This window comes from Phaeocystidibacter marisrubri (genome assembly GCF_008933165.1).
GTDB lineage: Bacteria > Bacteroidota > Bacteroidia > Flavobacteriales > Schleiferiaceae > Phaeocystidibacter > Phaeocystidibacter marisrubri.
The window spans coordinates 532,608-550,376 of record NZ_WBVQ01000001.1 but is presented as its reverse complement, the minus strand read 5'-3'; the positions used below and the strand labels follow the sequence as shown (position 1 = coordinate 550,376).

Sequence of the window (17,769 nt, the reverse complement as noted above, 5' to 3'; positions counted from 1 at the left end):
TCACACTAAATGTTTTTCAGCGTGATAACTCGACCGAACAAGCGGTCCGCTCTCCACATATCTGAATCCCATTTCTAAACCAATTTCTTTGTACTTATCAAATTGTTGAGGTTCAACAAAGTTAACGACAGGAAGGTGCTTAGGGGTTGGTTGTAAGTACTGTCCAAGTGTAATAATATCCACATTCGCCGCTCTCAAGTCGCGCAATGTTTCAATTACTTCCTCCTCTGTTTCTCCCAGTCCGAGCATAATGCCCGACTTCGTTCTGTGAATTCCACTCTCTTTCAAATAGCGAAGAACTTCAAGACTTCTCTCATACTTCGCCTGAATACGAACCTTTCTGGAAAGGCGTTTTACCGTTTCCATATTATGAGAAACAATCTCTGGATTGGCCTCTACGATTCGATCAATGTTGCGCGTAATCCCTTGAAAATCTGGAATTAGGGTTTCCATGGTTGTCCCTGGACTCATTCTTCTCACCGCTTTGACGGTTTCAGCCCATAGGATGGAACCACCATCGGCGAGATCGTCGCGGTCTACTGAAGTAAGGACACAGTGCTTTACTTTCATCAAACGCACAGAACGAGCTACGCGCTCAGGTTCATCCCAATCAATGGCATCTGGGCGACCTGTAGCAACGTTGCAAAAACCACACGATCGCGTACACGTGTTACCCGCAATCATGAAGGTAGCAGTACCCGCACCCCAACATTCTCCCATATTGGGACAATGTCCGCTTTCACAGATGGTATGTAGATCGTAATTATCTACCAGTTTGCGAACGCTTTTGTAGTTGCCTCCGGTTGGAAGCTTGACGCGCAACCATTTTGGCTTGCCTGTCTTTGTCTTATTTTCTTCTGTTGAAGTGCTCATTTAGAACCACTTGTTTCCAAAGTTGAAACTTACGTACAACTGCCACCACAAGGCTAAGTTGTCCGTTTCTGCCATTACCGGAACTCCACCCGGTTCATACAACCCAAACCAACTTGGGTAGTAATCAAAAATCGCCCCCACTTCCATGGAGGTGATGCGTTGATCGAGGAAGTTGTAATCAAAACTAACTCCCACTTTTCCATATACGCCTAGGCGCATTTGGGTTTCATTAAATCCAGTGAAGAAAGAATCTTCACCGTATACGTATACATTATCGTGTTCGTCTGGATTGTAGCGTTCAACCACATCGATGTAAGTACCATCACCGCTAACCTTTCGAACTTCCACATAAATCGGTTTCAAAAACCCCAAAGCGACACCGCCATAGGTTTGAAGCGAAATGGAAACCGAGCCCTGATCGGTTTTGTCAAACAGGATTCTCTCCCGTCCATAGCCTCCACGCAGGGCAAAAAAATCATTGATTTTACCAAAGGTGAAGCTTCGAGAATTCCCCAAAATGCTTTGAACTGGGTATTTTATTTCTCTGGGATGACGATAACTGGTGTAGTCTATCTCGTATCCCCATTTATTGTAACCATCAGAGTAAGAAAGTCGGCGAAAATTAACTCCCGGCCAAGGAGATCGCGTGTGTAAGATCAAACCCACTGAAAATTCCTCTCGATAGACCGTACGTCGAAAGTCGGCATCTGTCTCAATCTGACCTTCTGCCAACATACTCAACAATACCACTCCTATCGTTAGAAATTTACGCATGTTCCATCCAAGTATCTACTACCTCTGAACTCACTCCTTCGTGAGAAGTGTGTTCCACACATTTTCCGTCTACTATCCATAGTAGCTGAGGCGACTGATGACCCACGCCATACTTTTCTGCGATGGCATTGGATACAGAACGATACCTCAACAGGTCTAAATAGTAAGCGGGAATTTCATCCGTATCTAACCCCGACAAACGTCTTTGTGCCATTGATGAAATGAAACAACGGGTACTGTGCTTGTAAATCAACACACCCTTGCCATTCCGAGAAGCACTATCAATTTCATCCAATTGGCTCTCCGAAGTGAGCTCGATGAAACCTTTCATCATGCTCGGTACTCTACGTCAGGCTGACCCGCGTCACCCTGAAATGCTGGGCAAGGTTCATGAGATCCACACGAGGCTACTAGAAGACCTAAGGCTGCTATCAATGCAAAAGTCAATCGCTTCATTCTGGTGATTTTTCTGTTCTTTGTATAAATGACAAATGTAGCCAAAATAGCGTAAGCGCTTCAGACAAATTCTCTTCTGCTTTACATGACCACAACCACATTGTCCATACGTAAGTACGTACCCGAGCGTTGGTTGGATGCCATTTTTCCAAAAAATGCTCCGTCTACATTCGATTCACTATTCGACTATATTGACAACGAATTTTCTACCAAAAAGGTTTATCCCCCCAAAGAAGAGACCTTCAAAGCACTGGAATATTGTGCCCCAGAAGAGATCAAAGTGGTAATTGTTGGACAGGATCCATATCACGGTCCCAACCAAGCACACGGCCTTGCCTTTTCCGTTCCCAATGGCATCACTATCCCTCCTTCTCTCAAGAACATCATTAAGGAAATGGGACATGATATAGGATGTGGAACACCGAGTTCGGGCAATTTAGAATCGTGGGCCAAACAAGGTGTTCTCTTGTTGAACTCGAGTCTAACCGTTGTAGAGTCTAAACCAGGTAGCCACGCAAAATCGGGTTGGCAAGATCTCACAGACACCCTCATTCAATACATTTCCGCTCAACAGAAAAACGTCGTTTTTATACTGTGGGGAAGTCATGCGATTTCTAAATCAACTTTGATTGAGGATCACAAACACCTCATTCTAACCGCACCTCACCCTTCACCTCTTTCAGCGTATAAAGGATTTTTTGGATGCGCTCATTTCAGCAAAACGAATGCGTACCTTGTCGATTCGGGAAAATCGCCCATTGATTGGTGTCTCGAATCCCCAAACCTGTTTTCAAACGTCTAATTTTCAGATGGAAATACTTTTTGTCATACTCTCTGCCCTGTCTTTCATTCTGTTGGTGATTCTCCTGATTCGATCTCAAACGAACAAGACGCCCGAAGTAGACTTGAATGCCTATGTAAGTGTTGACCTGCTCAAGCGTGAGCAAGCCTATGTAGCTGAACTCAAATCGAACAATGAAAAATTGAGTGCCGAATTGATGGAACTCAATAGAATGATTTCAGCGGAGAAACAGGCTAAAGTTGATTTAGAGCGTCGTCTCGAAGAACACGCCGCTGAAGTGGAAAAGCTTCAAGAAAAATTCCAGAAGGAGTTTGAACTGGCTGCCAATCGCATCTTAGACAAAAACACCGAGAACTTCCAAAAGCGAAGCTCGGAACAGATGAAAACCATCCTCTCACCACTTCAAGAAAAGATTGTCTCTTTTGAAAAGAAAGTGGTAGAAACCCATGAAAAAGGAGTTTCTGAACGCGCTGCTTTAAAAGCGGTGGTAGAACAACTCAGTCTACAAAACAAGAACCTGAGCGAAGAGGCTCAAAACCTCACCAAGGCCCTTAAGGGAGATGTGAAGAAACAGGGAAATTGGGGAGAAGTGATCCTGGAACGAATACTCGAATCGTCTGGATTGAGAAAAGGGTTTGAATACACTACCCAAGAGAGTTTTCGAAATGATGAAGGTCGATTGGTTCAGCCCGATGTAGTGATCCACCTTCCCGACGAAAAATATGTGATAGTCGATTCTAAAGTTTCATTGGTAGCCTATGAAAAATTGGCTGGAGCCGAAGAAGCAGAGGACATTGAAAAAGCCCTCAAGGAACACAGTCTATCGGTACGAGCGCATGTAAAAGGTCTATCCGACAAAGCCTATCAAAAACTACACAAAGAGAAAAGTCCAGATTTTGTGCTGCTCTTTATTCCCATTGAAGGCGCATTTAACGCGGCTCTACAATTCGACAACGCGATTTATGAGGACGCTCTCGACAAGAATATCATTATCGTTAGTCCAACCACCCTTCTAGCCACGCTTCGAACCATAGCGTCCATTTGGAAACAGGAATACCAGAATCAAAACATCCGAAAAATTGCGGATGAAGGTGCCAAGTTGTACGACAAACTTGTAGGCTTTGTTGAAGATATGCAGAAGTTGGGCAAACAAATGGACACTACTCAGCGTACTTATGAAGGAGCCATGAAGAAACTCTCTGAAGGAAGTGGTAATTTGCTTCGCAGAGGTGAAAACATGAAGAAACTTGGACTCCAAACAACAAAGAGTATTGATAAAGAGTTGTTGGATAACGACAGTGATAATGAGTTGATTGAATGAGACTTTCTCTGACCTATATCGCACTTATTGCCTTGGCATTAACGCTGGCTTCTTGTGGTTCTCGCAAGGGCCTAGGGGCGTTGGATCTCAATCATATCTATCAAAAAGATGGCACTTTGGTTCGACCTAGAATTCGCATCTACAATACCGATCAATTCAACTCCAAAGTCTACTTCTCTTTCTCTTCTGAAGAAATTCTTTACAGCCGATTGCGTGCTGATGAACCTTTTGAAGCCAGCGTGGATGTTCAAATCTTCGTTTATGAAGACTTCAGTTTAGGCTCCATTATCGACACTTTTTCTACAAGCATTTCAGAAAGTACCATGGAACTAACACCTCACACCATTTATGGAGAGGTGGATGTAGCCATTCATGAAATGCGACCTCTGGAACAGTACGTGCTGCTCATTCGCTTCAATGATCGAAATAGAAAACTCTACTTCGACGCGATCCAGCTCCTAGAGCGATCCAATCCATTGAGTAGACAAAACTACTTAGTGCTTGATGCCGATAGTAATGTGGTTTTTGGAGACCACATCCTACTCAATAAAGATTACCGAGTACTGGCAAATACCGACGATAAACAACTTCACGTTCGGTACTACAATCGCGAGTTCAACCCAGGCCTCCCTCCTTTTGCCAAACCCGGAGAAGGAAATTTTGATCATACCGCAGATTCTACCTTCAGAGTGTCCAATGGCGAACGTTTTCAAGTCCATGAGCAAGGATTCTATCACTTTCAAACCGATCCAAGTGTTCGCGATGGGTTCACCCTGTACAACTTCTACGACACTTATCCTCTGGTGACAGACAAAAAGCACCTCATCTATCCTATGCGTTACCTCACTTCCAATTTGGAATACGATGGTATCAATTTAAATGATGAAGATTCCGCCAAATACGCCATCGACAAATTCTGGCTCACACACGCTAGCAACGAGGAAAGAGCGAGAGATCAGATTGAAGAATACTACGAGCGCGTTGAAGCTGCCAATGTTTATTTCACCTCTTACAAAGAAGGATGGATGACAGACAGAGGGGTGCTTTATGTAATTTATGGTCCTCCTCAAAAGATTTATCGCACCCTGAACACCGAAATATGGGTTTATGGTGAAGAGACCAGCTCACTTAACTTTACCTTTGCATTCGATCGCATGGTCAATCCGTATACCGGAAACGACTATAGCCTACGTCGCTCTTCGGAATACCGATACGGCTGGGGAATGGCGATTGACGCATGGAGACATGGGCGTATTTACGATGTCTCAGATATCAAAAAGGCACAAGATGAACGAGACCAGCAACTCAGGCAAACAGCCGCACCTCATATATGGTATTAGACCGGTAATAGAAGCGATAGAGGAAGGTCTCGAAATTGATCGCATCTATGTTCAGAAAGGATCTCGCGGTGGAGTTTTCCAAGAACTTTGGCCTTACATCAAGGAACGTGGACTTCCCTTTAAGCACGTACCTCTTGATAAACTCAACAAGCTTACAAGAAAGAATCATCAAGGCGTAATCGCCTATGTTAGTGCGGTTCCTTTTGGTTCCGTAGAAGATATTCTTCCAAGTATTTGGGAACGAGGCGAAACACCACTTTTGCTCCTTCTCGATCGTCTCACCGATGTTCGAAATGTTGGAGCTATAGCTCGAAGTGCAGAGTGCGCAGGCGTTCATGCCATCGTTATTCCAGAAAAGCACTCAGCACCAATGCATGAGGATGCCGTAAAGAGTAGCGCAGGAGCCCTGCTTCGCGTCCCCGTTTGTCGCGTTAAAAACCTACAAGACACACTTCATTTCCTACACGATTCGGGAATTGAATCGGTAGCATGTACAGAGAAGACCGAGGAAGAAATGTATGCCCTCAATTTCAATCAACCGCTCGCCATTGTGATGGGTTCGGAAGAAGATGGAATTTCCCCAGCGGTGATGAAACTCTGTAAACACAGAGCTCGAATTCCAATGATGGGAAATATCGGCTCTCTGAACGTTAGCGTTGCTGCGGGAATCGTTCTTTGGGAAACGGTGCGCCAAAGAAAAGCATAGAGCGTTCGGCGATTGGAGTAATTCCCTATTTTTACGGGATGCGCTCACTAATACTCGCCGGTTTTATCGGCCTATTTCAGTTTTCGGCACACGGACAATTTGCGTGTGGCGATTTCAAGAATGTTGCATCACCAGCAGGTGTTCCAAATTTGAATTACTCTGCTCTCAGCGATACATTCGATATTCATCATACCCACTTGGATCTAGACTTGTACGCTATTCCAGTGAATGATTTCAAGGCCATTGCTTCCTTAGATGTGGAGCGATTGATGAATTCATCCTCTTTTCGATTTCAACTGGATGGTTTCTCTGTTGATTCAGCTACCGTGAATGGACAAAGTGTAACGGTTGTTCCAGCTGGAACTTCACCTTTTGTTCAACTCACTTCACTGCCTGCATCTTGGTCGGTAGGAACACATGCTAATGTGGTGATCTATTACAGCGGCGCTGCTCCAGCAGACCCTACCGGTTGGGGCGGATGGCATCAAACATCTCCCTATTATTTCAACCTTGGGGTTGGATTTGGTGTGAATCCACACAGTTATGGAAGATCACTTTTCCCTGCATTTGACAATTTTGTGGAGCACTCCACATACAGTTTCAATATCCTGACAAAATCCCCACGCAAGGCGTACGCGAATGGCGTGCGAACTGCTATGGTTATAAACGGTGATTCCATCCATCAATCTTGGGATTGTACAGATCCCATGTCGGCCTACCTCGCAAGTGTAGCCGTTTCTAACTATGCAGAATTAGAAGGAACCTTGAGCAAAGTAGGTGGTTCTACCGTCCCTAGTTTAATTCTCGGTCGTCCTGCAGACACTGCCAATGCGAAGTCGAGCTTTGGTCACCTTCAAGGAATCCTCACCTCTTTTGAAAACTGGTATGGTCCCTACGTTTGGGACAAAGTGGGATATGCACTCACAGCAACCGGAGCCATGGAGCACGTAACGAGCATCCACCTTCCTGTCGGTTTAGCGGATGGAACGTACAATCGCGAGGATATTATTGCACATGAATTGGCGCACCACTGGTGGGGAAACCTCCTTACATGTGCCACAGCTGAAGATATGTGGATCAACGAGGGATTGGCAGAATTCAGCTCTCACCTCTATGAAGAAGACGTCTACAGCCGTGAACGATACATTCGCACAGTGAGAGGGAACCAATTGTATGTATTGAATTACGCTCGAAAAGACGACGGAGGCTACTTCGCCCTAAACGGAATTGACCACAGCACAACATATGGAACCCATGTTTACCAAAAAGGCGCATGGATTGGTCACAATTTGCGTGGATATCTCGGCGACTCTATTTTCTCTGCTGCGGTGACATCCGTTTTGAGCAACTACGCTCACACCAATGTGACTACCGCTCAATTTCAAAACTACATGAGCGCAGCTTCAGGAGTTAGTTTGGCTGATTTCTTCAGCGATTGGATCACCACTCCTGGGCATGTTGCTATTTCCATCGACTCTATTGAGAGTATGGCCTCTGGTAACAATTGGGATGTCAGGATTGATCTTTCGCAGAATCGAAAAGCGCGAAGCACGTATCTCTCATCTGCACCGATGGTACTCAATCTGTACGGCCCAAATGGAGAAAAGCACCGCACCACTATAATGGTAGAGCAGGCTCATGAAAGCCATCTGTTGGTCGGACTCAACTTTAACCCCGTTTACGCCACCATCAACGAAGGCGAGGACTACTTGGCAGGAACCACCTATAACAGAGTGAAAGGAATTGGGTTTGGAATATTCAACTTAGACAATGCCAAAGCAAGACTCACCGTCAATACAGCCACAGATTCGCATTACGTATATGTAGCTCACCACTGGGCAGGTCCAGAGCGGCGAAGCTCCATTGCCAATGTTTCAAGCAATAGATTTTGGACCATCCGTGGCATGTGGGGTTCCGATTTTGACGCTGGACTTCGACTATTTTACGATGGCAGGATTGCCAACGGAGGAATGGATGACGATTTGGTTTCCGTTACAGAAGACAGTTTAGTTCTCCTCTATCGCTTCGATGCCTCGGAAGAATGGACTCTTTATCCTCATTTCACGAAAAACACAATGGGCAGTGCAAGTGATCAATTCGGTCAAATTAACCTGACAAAAATACTCCCGGGAGATTATGTGTTGGCCAATGCTTCCGCAGATATCGGCCTGAAAGAATCGGGAATGGGCATACCTCCATTGCGAGTTTATCCGAATCCGAACCACGGCACATTAAAAATTGAATTACTCGCTGAAGCCAGTGGTTCCACCCCACTCCAAATTGTAGACGTATCGGGTAAATCGGTCTTTGAAACCGACTGGCAGTTGGTTCCGGGCATGAATGAAAAAGTACTCGAACTCAACATCCCTTCGGGAAGCTACATCGTGAAAACAAAAACGGGTGAACAGAAAATTCTATTCACCCGCTAGTATTCTACTTCGTGTAAAGCTTAGCCCTTTAAGGCCGTTAAACGCTCTTCAATCAAACTGATCTTAGCTTCAGCATCCGCCAATTTCTTTCTCTCGTTGGCAATTACTTGCTCTGGGGCATTGTTCACGAAGCGCTCATTGCTCAGCTTCTTGTTCACAGAAACCAAGAAACCTTTTTGGTAATCGAGGTCTTTGTTGAGTTTCTCAATTTCCGCTTCGATGTCAATGGCATCTGAAACAGGAATATGATACTCTGAAGTCCCCGCACGGAAGGCAAAAGCTTGTTCTGGCTTCTCTTTGGCTTGAACAAATTCAGAGATGTGTCCCAACTTCGTAATGAACGGCAAGTACGCCGGCGAATCGTCGCTCGTGCTCACCAACTCCAATGGCTCTTTTGGAGAAATATTCTTCTCCTTTCGGATGTTTCGGATTCCCGAAATCACCTCTTGAGCGTGTTGGAACGAAGTCAATGCAGTTTCATTCACCTCTCCTTCACTTGGCCAAGGGGCGTACATGATAGTTTCGCCGTCCTTACGCTCCGTCATCAATTGCCACAATTCCTCTGTAAGGAATGGCATGAATGGATGAAGCAATTTCAGGAGTTCCTCAAAATATCCAATCGTCGAGTTAAGGGTAGTTTTGGAAATAGGCTGCTGATAGGCTGGTTTCACTAACTCCAGGTACCATGAACAGAAATCATCCCACACCAACTTATAAGTTGACATCAGGGCGTCTGAGATACGGTACTTGCTAAATGAATCGTTGATTTCAGCCGTCGCTTGCTTTAGACGTTCACCAAACCATTCCACTGCCGCTTCACCTGCTGCATCTGGAGCACTTTCTGACACTTCCCATCCTTTAACAAGACGGAAAGCATTCCAAATCTTATTGGAGAAGTTTCTTCCTTGAACACAGAGTTCTTCATCAAACGGAAGGTCATTCCCCGCAGGAGAGGTCAACAACATTCCCACTCGAACTCCATCGGCGCCATACTTTGCCATCAAATCGATGGGGTCTGGAGAATTGCCGAGTGACTTCGACATTTTTCTACCCAATTTATCGCGAACGATACCTGTGAGGTAAACGTTACTGAATGGCTTCTTCCCTTTGTATTCGTAACCCGCCAAGATCATTCGAGCCACCCAGAAGAACAAAATCTCCGGTGCCGTCACCAAGTCGTTGGTTGGGTAATAGTATTGAATCTCTTCGTTTTCAGGATTGCGAATGCCATCAAAAACAGAAATAGGCCACAACCATGAGCTGAACCAAGTATCCAAAACGTCTGGATCTTGGGTAAGATCGGTAGCTGTGATCGCTCTTCCCGCTTTTTCAGTAGCCTTTGCAATTGCTTCCTCTTCCGACAAAGCCACAACAAAGTCATCTGCCCCTTCCCCGTAGTAGTAAGCAGGTATTTGATGTCCCCACCATAGCTGACGTGAGATGTTCCAATCGCGAACATTCTCCATCCAATGGCGGTATGTATTCTTGAATTTCTCAGGGATGAGCTTCACCTCATCATCCATCACAGCTTTTAGAGCCGGTTCAGAAATTTCACTCATGCGTAGGAACCACTGCAAACTCAATCTCGGTTCAATCACAGCTCCTGTGCGTTCCGAAGTTCCCACCGAAGTGTTGTAATCTTCTACCTTCTCAAGTAGGCCTTTCTCCTCAAGTTCCTTGTAAATCGCCTTGCGTACTACAAATCGATCCTGACCTTCATAGTGAAGACCATTCTCATTCAAAGTGCCATCCGCATGGAAAATATCTATGGTATCTAATTGGTGACGCTGTCCGATTTCGTAGTCATTCACATCGTGCGCTGGTGTCACTTTCAAACAACCTGTACCGAATTCGAGATCCACGTAATCATCTTCAATCACAGGAACTGCGCGTCCCACAACAGGAACGATAAGCTTCTTTCCTTTCAACTTGGTGTAGCGCTCATCCTTTGGATTCACACATACGGCAGTATCGCCCATGATTGTCTCCGGACGGGTAGTAGCCACTACCACATACTCTTCGGTTCCCTCAATAAAATACTTCAGGTAGTAGAGTTTTGCATTCACGTCTTTGTGAATCACCTCTTCATCCGAAACTGTTGTTTTCGCCTCTGGATCCCAATTCACCATGCGGTTGCCGCGGTAAATGTGACCTTTCTCATAAAGGTCTGCAAACACCTGAAGGACGCTTTCACTTCTCGCTTCGTCCATGGTAAATGCCTCGCGTTCCCAATCACAAGAAGCACCGAGCTTCTTCAATTGCGAAAGGATGATACCTCCGTGCTTGTGCGTCCAGTCCCACGCATGTTCCAAGAACTCCTCACGACTAAGGTCAGATTTCTTGATCCCTTCAGCGCGAAGTTTTTGAACCACTTTGGCTTCTGTTGCAATAGAGGCGTGATCTGTACCCGGAACCCAACAAGCGTTCAATCCTCGCATACGAGCCCTACGAACCAAGACATCTTGAATGGTGTTATTCAACATGTGTCCCATGTGCAAAACGCCGGTGACGTTAGGCGGAGGGATAACAATAGTATACGGTTCGCGCTCATCTGGAACTGATCGGAAGAAGTTATTCTTCATCCAGTAAGCGTACCATTTGTCTTCAATTGAAGTCGGGTCGTATTTTGCAGGAATCTCCATGCTATTGAATTGATTGAAGCCGCAAATTTAGAAAATGCAATCCATCGACGGGGCATGATGTTTGAACGGCTTATAAGAATGTGTAAAGAATTAGGTAGATTTCTACGAACTGTAGTAACTTTACCCTTCGAGTTTAACTATAAGGACGAGAACAATGAAAAAATTACTGATGACTCTAGCTGTGGTATTCTTCGGAATGACCTATGCATCTGCTCAAGAGAACCCTAACGCACCCGTTATGACTTTTGAGTCTACAGTTATGGACTACGGTACTATTGAACAAGATGCCAACGGAGTTCGAGTATTTGAATTCACCAACACTGGTAAAGAGCCATTGATTATTTCTAATCTTCGAGGTTCTTGCGGATGTACTGTTCCTGATCAAAGTATCGTGAACAAGCCAATCGCACCAGGTGAAAGTGCAGAGATTAAAGTGCGTTATGACACACACAGAGTGGGTAGATTCCAGAAGTCGGTTACAGTAACCTCTAATGCTTCACAAGGAACTATCGTGTTGACTATCAAAGGGAATGTTCGCCAAGCGCAAACTACTCCTGTTAATGAGAACACTCCTACCTCACGCGTATCGCGCTAACGATAAAATTTTATCACCTTTGCCCCCGTTGGAATGCTCCTTCGGGGGCTTTGTGTTTTTAGAACTTTTTAATACCAGTTGTCATGCCCAGAATATCGACCAAGGGAATGGCTATGCCGGAATCCCCTATCCGGAAACTAGTTCCTTTTGCTGAAGCGGCAGAACAAGAAGGACGCAAAGTGTACTACCTGAATATCGGTCAGCCGGATATTCACACACCTCAAGGCGCACTTGATGCCGTGAAAAATGCAGAGATTGATACGCTTGCGTACAGTCACTCTGCGGGCAACGAGTCATTGAGAAATGGTTTGGCACATTATTATCGCTCGCATCAAATCGATGTGACTACAGGCGACTTACTTGTCACTACCGGAGGATCTGAAGCATTGACTTTTGCATTCGGATCCATCATGGACGCCGGTGATGAAATCATCATCCCAGAACCTTTCTACGCCAACTACAATGGCTTCGCCATTCAAACCGGAGTGAAAGTGGTTCCAGTTGAAGCGACCATTCACAACGGATTTGCTTTGCCTCCCATTGAAGATTTTGAAAAGCACATCACGGATAAAACGAAGGCCATCCTCATCTGTAACCCAGGTAACCCGACCGGTTACTTGTATTCAGAAGAAGAGCTTCAACAATTGGCCAAACTCGTACTCAAATACGACCTCTTCCTTATTGCGGATGAAGTTTACCGCGAGTTTGTATACGACGGAGTGAAGCATCACAGTATTATGACACTTCCCGATTTGGAACAGCATGCGATTATGATCGACTCTGTATCCAAGCGCTACTCCATGTGCGGTGCGCGTATCGGTATGCTCGTGTCCCGCAATCAAAACGTGATGAGAACAGCTCTCAAATTTGCACAAGCGCGTTTGAGTCCTCCTACATACGCTCAGATTGCAACCGAAGGAGCACTTGACACTCCTGAATCTTACTTCACAGAGGTAAATGATGAGTATGTTAAGCGTAGAGACATCTTGGTAGATGGACTGAACAGCATTGACGGTGTTTTTTGTCCAAAGCCACAAGGGGCATTCTATTGTGTAGCGCAGCTTCCTGTGGATGATGCCGACCGTTTTGCACAATGGCTCCTTCAGTCGTTTGAGCACAACAACGAAACTGTAATGATTGCTCCAGCATCTGGATTCTATGCAAAGCCTAGCTTAGGTAAGCGTCAAGCGCGATTGGCCTATGTACTCAATCAAGAATCCCTTCAAAAATGTGTGGAATTGATGCGTAGAGCATTGGCTGAATATCCTGGCGGACACATCTAATGAGAAAGTACGAGAATCCATCACTCAAAAACTTCAACACCTTTGGGCTCGATGAAAGAGCCCGCGAAGTTTGGGTACTGGAAACGGAAGAAGACGTAGTAACTTTTGCGAAAGATGAGGCTGCACTTAACCGACTCCAACTCATTTTGGGTGGTGGTTCTAACCTCTTGCTCACAGGCCCCATCAATGGTCTTGTGGCACATATTGCGCTAAAGGGACGAGAGATTCTTTCTCAGGATGACAAACACGTTTTACTTCAAGTAAAAGCGGGCGAAAGCTGGCATGAAACTGTTCGGTGGACGGTTGAAAACAACTTTGGAGGATTGGAGAACTTATCACTAATCCCCGGGCAAGTAGGTACAGCTCCCGTTCAGAACATCGGTGCATACGGCGTAGAGTTGAAGGATCACTTCCATTCTTTGGACGGCGTTGTTTTGGGAACAGGTGAACGCAAAACATTCACCGCAGAAGAATGTCAATTTGGCTATCGAGACTCGATTTTTAAGCACGAGTGGAAGGCGAAATTTATCATTACAGCGGTTCGCTTTAAGCTGACGGTAAATGATCACGCCATTCGCACATCCTATGGCGCCATTCATGCACAATTGGATGAGTGGAATATCGCTCAACCTACCATTGACGATGTTTCGAAAGCTGTGATTGCCATTCGCCAAAGCAAGCTTCCCAACCCTGCCGAAATCGGTAACAGCGGCAGTTTCTTCAAAAATCCTGTAGTAGCTATAACCGAATACGAGCGTGTAAAAGCGGAATATCCAGATGTAGTAGCCTACCCCGCCGGCGAAGGAAGAATGAAACTCGCTGCAGGTTGGCTTATCGATCAAAGTGGTTGGAAAGGCTACCGAAAAGGCGACGCTGGGGTTCATATCAAGCAAGCCCTCGTATTGGTCAACTATGGAAACGCACGTGGCGCGGAGGTTTGGGATCTCGCTCAAACCATCATCAAAGACGTACACGAACGTTTTGGCATTTTACTAGAACCCGAGGTGAACATTTTGTAATTTTGTCCACAGTTTTACGTCTGCCCAAATAGACGTAATCCTAAAGAATATTACAGTTATGATGGCATTGAAACTCTTTCTAATCGCTTTTGTACTAATCGGACTCGGTTTCTTGGGTATCGCGATTAAGATTTGGGCGAAGAAAGACGGTGAGTTTGCAGGAACATGTGCAAGTCAGAGTCCCTTCCTAAACAAAGAAGGTGAATCGTGCAGCTTCTGTGGAGCAACACCTGATCAAAAGTGCAAATCGCCGGAAGAAAAGGCGTAAACGCTTTACATCAAAAGAATACGAAATCCCTCTGGCCTGTTGGTTTGGGGGATTTTTTATTTAGTCTCTGGTCTTCAGCTTCAAGCGCCTCAACCTAATAACCAACAGGCTACCTAAGCTAGGAACTTTAAAAAATCAACCCTAGTTTTAGACCCTTATTAGATACCCTCTTTCATGGCAACCAAGCGACTTCGCAATTTTCTGAGCATCCCTTCCATTTTCGCGTTCATTTATAAGCGTTATAAAGCACAGAAAAAATTCATGCAGGGAACGATCCTTGCTGATTTAGAAGACTTTATTGCCAACAATGATCACACGTTGACGGAGAAGGACATCGAGAAAATTCGATTCTACTATGGCTTGGCTGTTCCCGTGATCGGGCAGTTCTATGGCGAATTGAGAGGCTATCAATTGTCGACCACCGATATCAACTCTCTTACCTATTTAGGAGGAACGACAGGATTGTTTGACGATTTCTTCGACGAAGACCATACTTCTAAAGAGCAATTGACAAAAATGCTCACTCATCCAAATCTCAAGGACGCTCAAACCCCAAACGAAAAGCTCTTCCTTCAGTTCTACACCAAGGCGCTGAATCATCCCAATGCGAATTGGATAAAGGAATATTATCTGGCAGGCATGGAGGCTCAGGTGCAGAGTGAAAAACAACTCCGCCCGGGATTGACACAGGAAGAGATTGCAAAGATCACCCGACAAAAAGGGGGAATCTTTATTCTGCTCTACCGCTGCGCCCTAGAAGGAGAAATTTCAGAGAAGGAAAAGGAGTTGCTCTTTCAAATTGGATTCTTAGGTCAACTTGAAAATGACACGTTCGACATTTATAAGGACTACCATGGAGGCATCCATACACTTGCCACCACTACAAAATCAATAGCGGAACTTCGTGCAACATATAAATCTCTGATGAGCAGAGCTTTTCAGTTGATTGATGAAATGGAATTCTCTGAAAAGAACAAAAAGAAATTCTCTCGTCTACTTGCTGTAGTGGCAACTAGAGGTCTTGTTTGTCTCGATCAACTTCAATCGCTAGATCGCGGAGATTTTGAGCCTAGCGCATATTCCAAAGATCAATTGATTTGCGATATGGGAAAAACGAGAAACGCGCTGAAGTGGATCAATTACTATTTGAATTGGGATAAGTAGAATTCGAAAGCGGATTAATGCACCATCGCATCAAAACCTTCCGTGCTCCAAACTTCCCAATCGCCCGTTAAGCCTCCGAATACAAAGTAGGCTTCCACATCACTTCTGCTTTGCACAAATGCTTTGGCTTTGTCTAGGCCCATTACCATACACGCCGTGGCGATGGCATCTGCATCCATACAGCTGGACGTCACAATGGACACACTCAAGAGTCGGTCGCGCGCGGGATATCCTGTTTTGGGGTCGATGGTATGACTAAACTTAATTCCCGAGATAGAGTCAACAAAGAACTTGCGGTAATTTCCAGAAGTGGCCAACGACGCGCTATCAAGGTTTACAATTACTTGAAAGCGCTGTTCCTGAATTTCTTCACTGGGTTTATCTATTCCCACAATCCATGGATTTCCTTCTAAATTAACGCCTCGCGCCTTCATCTCTCCTCCCACTTCAATCAAGTAATTGGAAATTCCACGGGCATCCAACCACTCGGCAAGTAGATCTACACTATAGCCCTGCGCAATGGCATTCACGTCAATTTTAAGACCTTTGGGCCGAATCAATTTGCCGTCGCTTCCCATTCTCAAATTGTAGAATCCCGTCAACTTGAGTAGACTATCCACCACTGCAGAGTCTAATTCTCCTCTTTGTTCAGCACCGAACCCCCAGTAGTTTACCAGTGGCCCAACGGTCATGTCGAAAGCTCCGCCTGTTTCTCGGCTGATTCTTTGTCCTGCCTGAATACACGTAATGAAAAGTGGATCGGTCACCGAATCCAGCTCGCCTGAATTTACTTTGGAGAGCGTACTGTTTGGATTCCACGCCGAAAGGCTTCTATCTACTTCAAAGAGAATGCTGTCTACCTGGGTGTGGAAGTCTTTCCCCGCTGATGCCATGTACACGATGGAATATGTTGTCCCCTGTGCTCTTCCTCGTAACGTATATTTCAACTGCACGTCTTCTTCAGAACATGAAATCAGTAGAAATAGGCTGACCAATCCGAGTAATAAACTTCGCATGTCTTGATTCTTTGACACAAAGGTATACAATGACCAGCTTCGTATCTTTAGGCTCTAAGTTCTTTCATTGTGAAAACACTCACTTCACTTTCCATCGCTTTATTGACACTGGCTTCCTGCTCCTCGAATGAATCGCCTGAAGCTGAGAATACACCCAGTTCTGCCATTCATTCAGACACTCTACAAATCGCTCTTCGCGCTTATGCTGATTCACTCACCGCACAACTCATTCATCCGAGAGAAACTTGGATGACGTACGCTGTTCTGGATAGCATGACTCATCCGAAAACTCATGTGAGGTCCTATTACACTCCTTCGGCAATCGCTATCCTCAACATGGCTAACGCCTCTATTTCAGAAAACTTGGGAACTCCATTCTATAATTATGTATACACACATCCCATAGAATTTGCAGAACAAGCTGCAACATGGGACAGCTCTTGGGAAGAGAACATGATGCGTATTGGGAAGTGTATTGCACGTGAATTTGACCGCGAAGGTTCTCCAATTGAGAGTTACACAAGTCTAAAGAGACGGATTCTACTGGACACTGCGTTTACATCTGCTCCCTTGGAATCTCGTCAAAACCTAATGCACCTTCTCACTCTTATTTCTGTACATCTCAATATTCCCGTGGACCTTAGCACTTTGGAAACTCGAACGGATACGTGCTACGTTCCGTTGTCACACGTACTTACCGCAGATCTCAATGGTGATAAATCCCCGGAGAAAGTATCATTTCTCAAAGAAGGTCAGGTAGCTGGAATCCAAATAATTGATGGCAAATCGGGAATGCTCACATTGATAGGGTTCAATCGAACTTATCGCAATTTCTTGGCCGATTACAGTTGGGCTGAGGATTGGAGACTCGTTCTTCCCAAGCGTACAACCGATCATATAGTCAGTGACGGCGACATCGTAGAGAAACCACTTGAACTTGAAAATGTGTCCATAGAAGTTCGCAGAAAATCTGAAATTGGAAGTAAAGGGCTTATTACTTTTATAAACGGCCAGTACTATTGGGTCCATCAAGGCTGTTAATCTCATGGCTTTTATAACTTGCTAACTCAAATCCTCGAGT

16 protein-coding genes are annotated in these 17,769 nt (G+C 45.1%); 11 read left to right on the top strand and 5 right to left on the bottom strand.

Annotation, left to right across the window (positions count from 1 at the left end; genetic code table 11):
• The 3 genes from lipA to ytxJ are packed head-to-tail and all read right to left on the bottom strand — an operon-like array spanning position 1 to position 1,981.
• Positions 1-873, bottom strand: a complete 873-nt coding sequence (lipA, locus tag F8C82_RS02410; RefSeq protein ID WP_151691835.1) for a lipoyl synthase — start codon at positions 871-873, stop codon at positions 1-3.
• Positions 874-1,647, bottom strand: a complete 774-nt coding sequence (locus F8C82_RS02405) for a hypothetical protein (RefSeq protein ID WP_151691834.1) — start codon at positions 1,645-1,647, stop codon at positions 874-876.
• Positions 1,640-1,981 (bottom strand): bacillithiol system redox-active protein YtxJ, encoded by a 342-nt coding sequence (gene ytxJ, locus F8C82_RS02400; RefSeq protein ID WP_223279414.1) that lies wholly within the window; start codon positions 1,979-1,981, stop codon positions 1,640-1,642. Before ytxJ ends, F8C82_RS02405 begins: the two co-directional genes overlap by 8 nt.
• 207 nt (positions 1,982-2,188) lie before the next feature.
• Here ytxJ and ung point away from each other — a divergent pair, with 207 nt between their 5' ends.
• From ung to F8C82_RS02375, 5 genes are read left to right on the top strand one after another with little or no spacing between them, the layout of a single operon-like run.
• On the top strand, positions 2,189-2,905 hold the full coding sequence (gene ung / locus F8C82_RS02395; protein WP_151691833.1) for a uracil-DNA glycosylase: 717 nt from the start codon (positions 2,189-2,191) through the stop codon (positions 2,903-2,905).
• A gap of 7 nt (positions 2,906-2,912) precedes the next feature.
• Complete coding sequence (locus F8C82_RS02390) at positions 2,913-4,226, top strand: DNA recombination protein RmuC (RefSeq protein ID WP_170266124.1); 1,314 nt, start codon at positions 2,913-2,915, stop codon at positions 4,224-4,226.
• Positions 4,223-5,566 carry a GWxTD domain-containing protein gene (locus tag F8C82_RS02385; RefSeq protein WP_151691831.1) on the top strand — a complete coding sequence of 448 codons (1,344 nt, stop codon included), beginning with the start codon at positions 4,223-4,225 and terminating at the stop codon, positions 5,564-5,566. The genes F8C82_RS02390 and F8C82_RS02385 overlap by 4 nt, the downstream gene beginning before the upstream one ends.
• A complete protein-coding gene (gene rlmB / locus F8C82_RS02380) occupies positions 5,514-6,272 on the top strand; it encodes a 23S rRNA (guanosine(2251)-2'-O)-methyltransferase RlmB (protein ID WP_151691830.1) in 759 nt (252 codons plus the stop codon). The genes F8C82_RS02385 and rlmB overlap by 53 nt, the downstream gene beginning before the upstream one ends.
• 38 nt (positions 6,273-6,310) lie before the next feature.
• Entirely contained in the window at positions 6,311-8,701 is a 2,391-nt protein-coding gene (locus tag F8C82_RS02375) for a M1 family aminopeptidase (protein ID WP_151691829.1), read from the top strand.
• A gap of 20 nt (positions 8,702-8,721) precedes the next feature.
• Here F8C82_RS02375 and F8C82_RS02370 read toward each other — a convergent pair whose 3' ends face one another.
• Positions 8,722-11,343 carry a valine--tRNA ligase gene (locus F8C82_RS02370; RefSeq protein ID WP_151691828.1) on the bottom strand — a complete coding sequence of 874 codons (2,622 nt, stop codon included), beginning with the start codon at positions 11,341-11,343 and terminating at the stop codon, positions 8,722-8,724.
• A gap of 154 nt (positions 11,344-11,497) precedes the next feature.
• Between F8C82_RS02370 and F8C82_RS02365 the strand changes: the two genes are divergently transcribed.
• The 5 genes from F8C82_RS02365 (at position 11,498) to F8C82_RS02345 (ending at position 15,672) form a co-directional block, all read left to right on the top strand.
• Entirely contained in the window at positions 11,498-11,938 is a 441-nt protein-coding gene (locus F8C82_RS02365) for a DUF1573 domain-containing protein (protein WP_151691827.1), read from the top strand.
• Positions 11,939-12,021: 83 nt separating this feature from the next.
• Positions 12,022-13,221 carry a pyridoxal phosphate-dependent aminotransferase gene (locus tag F8C82_RS02360; RefSeq protein WP_151691826.1) on the top strand — a complete coding sequence of 400 codons (1,200 nt, stop codon included), beginning with the start codon at positions 12,022-12,024 and terminating at the stop codon, positions 13,219-13,221.
• Entirely contained in the window at positions 13,221-14,240 is a 1,020-nt protein-coding gene (murB, locus tag F8C82_RS02355) for a UDP-N-acetylmuramate dehydrogenase (RefSeq protein ID WP_151691825.1), read from the top strand. Before F8C82_RS02360 ends, murB begins: the two co-directional genes overlap by 1 nt.
• Before the next feature lie 67 nt (positions 14,241-14,307).
• The gene (locus F8C82_RS02350) at positions 14,308-14,508 is read left to right on the top strand and encodes a membrane or secreted protein (RefSeq protein ID WP_188477447.1); all 201 of its coding nucleotides are present in this window, start codon (positions 14,308-14,310) and stop codon (positions 14,506-14,508) included.
• A gap of 174 nt (positions 14,509-14,682) precedes the next feature.
• On the top strand, positions 14,683-15,672 hold the full coding sequence (locus F8C82_RS02345) for a class 1 isoprenoid biosynthesis enzyme (protein ID WP_151691824.1): 990 nt from the start codon (positions 14,683-14,685) through the stop codon (positions 15,670-15,672).
• A gap of 14 nt (positions 15,673-15,686) precedes the next feature.
• Here F8C82_RS02345 and F8C82_RS02340 read toward each other — a convergent pair whose 3' ends face one another.
• Positions 15,687-16,688, bottom strand: a complete 1,002-nt coding sequence (locus tag F8C82_RS02340) for an FAD:protein FMN transferase (protein ID WP_151691823.1) — start codon at positions 16,686-16,688, stop codon at positions 15,687-15,689.
• Positions 16,689-16,757: 69 nt separating this feature from the next.
• Between F8C82_RS02340 and F8C82_RS02335 the strand changes: the two genes are divergently transcribed.
• Positions 16,758-17,729: a hypothetical protein gene (locus F8C82_RS02335; RefSeq protein WP_151691822.1), complete on the top strand. Its 972-nt coding sequence runs from the start codon at positions 16,758-16,760 to the stop codon at positions 17,727-17,729.
• Positions 17,730-17,769: the final 40 nt, after the last annotated feature.

Excerpts from the sequence above, each read along its gene's own strand:
- lipA (WP_151691835.1), bottom strand. The coding sequence starts at position 873 with ATGAGCACTTCAACAGAAGAAAATAAGACAAAGACAGGCAAGCCAAAA.
- F8C82_RS02405 (WP_151691834.1), bottom strand. The coding sequence starts at position 1,647 with ATGCGTAAATTTCTAACGATAGGAGTGGTATTGTTGAGTATGTTGGCA.
- ytxJ (WP_223279414.1), bottom strand. The coding sequence starts at position 1,981 with ATGATGAAAGGTTTCATCGAGCTCACTTCGGAGAGCCAATTGGATGAA.
- ung (WP_151691833.1), top strand. The coding sequence starts at position 2,189 with ATGACCACAACCACATTGTCCATACGTAAGTACGTACCCGAGCGTTGG.
- F8C82_RS02390 (WP_170266124.1), top strand. The coding sequence starts at position 2,913 with ATGGAAATACTTTTTGTCATACTCTCTGCCCTGTCTTTCATTCTGTTG.
- F8C82_RS02385 (WP_151691831.1), top strand. The coding sequence starts at position 4,223 with ATGAGACTTTCTCTGACCTATATCGCACTTATTGCCTTGGCATTAACG.
- rlmB (WP_151691830.1), top strand. The coding sequence starts at position 5,514 with ATGAACGAGACCAGCAACTCAGGCAAACAGCCGCACCTCATATATGGT.
- F8C82_RS02375 (WP_151691829.1), top strand. The coding sequence starts at position 6,311 with ATGCGCTCACTAATACTCGCCGGTTTTATCGGCCTATTTCAGTTTTCG.
- F8C82_RS02370 (WP_151691828.1), bottom strand. The coding sequence starts at position 11,343 with ATGGAGATTCCTGCAAAATACGACCCGACTTCAATTGAAGACAAATGG.
- F8C82_RS02365 (WP_151691827.1), top strand. The coding sequence starts at position 11,498 with ATGAAAAAATTACTGATGACTCTAGCTGTGGTATTCTTCGGAATGACC.
- F8C82_RS02360 (WP_151691826.1), top strand. The coding sequence starts at position 12,022 with ATGCCCAGAATATCGACCAAGGGAATGGCTATGCCGGAATCCCCTATC.
- murB (WP_151691825.1), top strand. The coding sequence starts at position 13,221 with ATGAGAAAGTACGAGAATCCATCACTCAAAAACTTCAACACCTTTGGG.
- F8C82_RS02345 (WP_151691824.1), top strand. The coding sequence starts at position 14,683 with ATGGCAACCAAGCGACTTCGCAATTTTCTGAGCATCCCTTCCATTTTC.
- F8C82_RS02340 (WP_151691823.1), bottom strand. The coding sequence starts at position 16,688 with ATGCGAAGTTTATTACTCGGATTGGTCAGCCTATTTCTACTGATTTCA.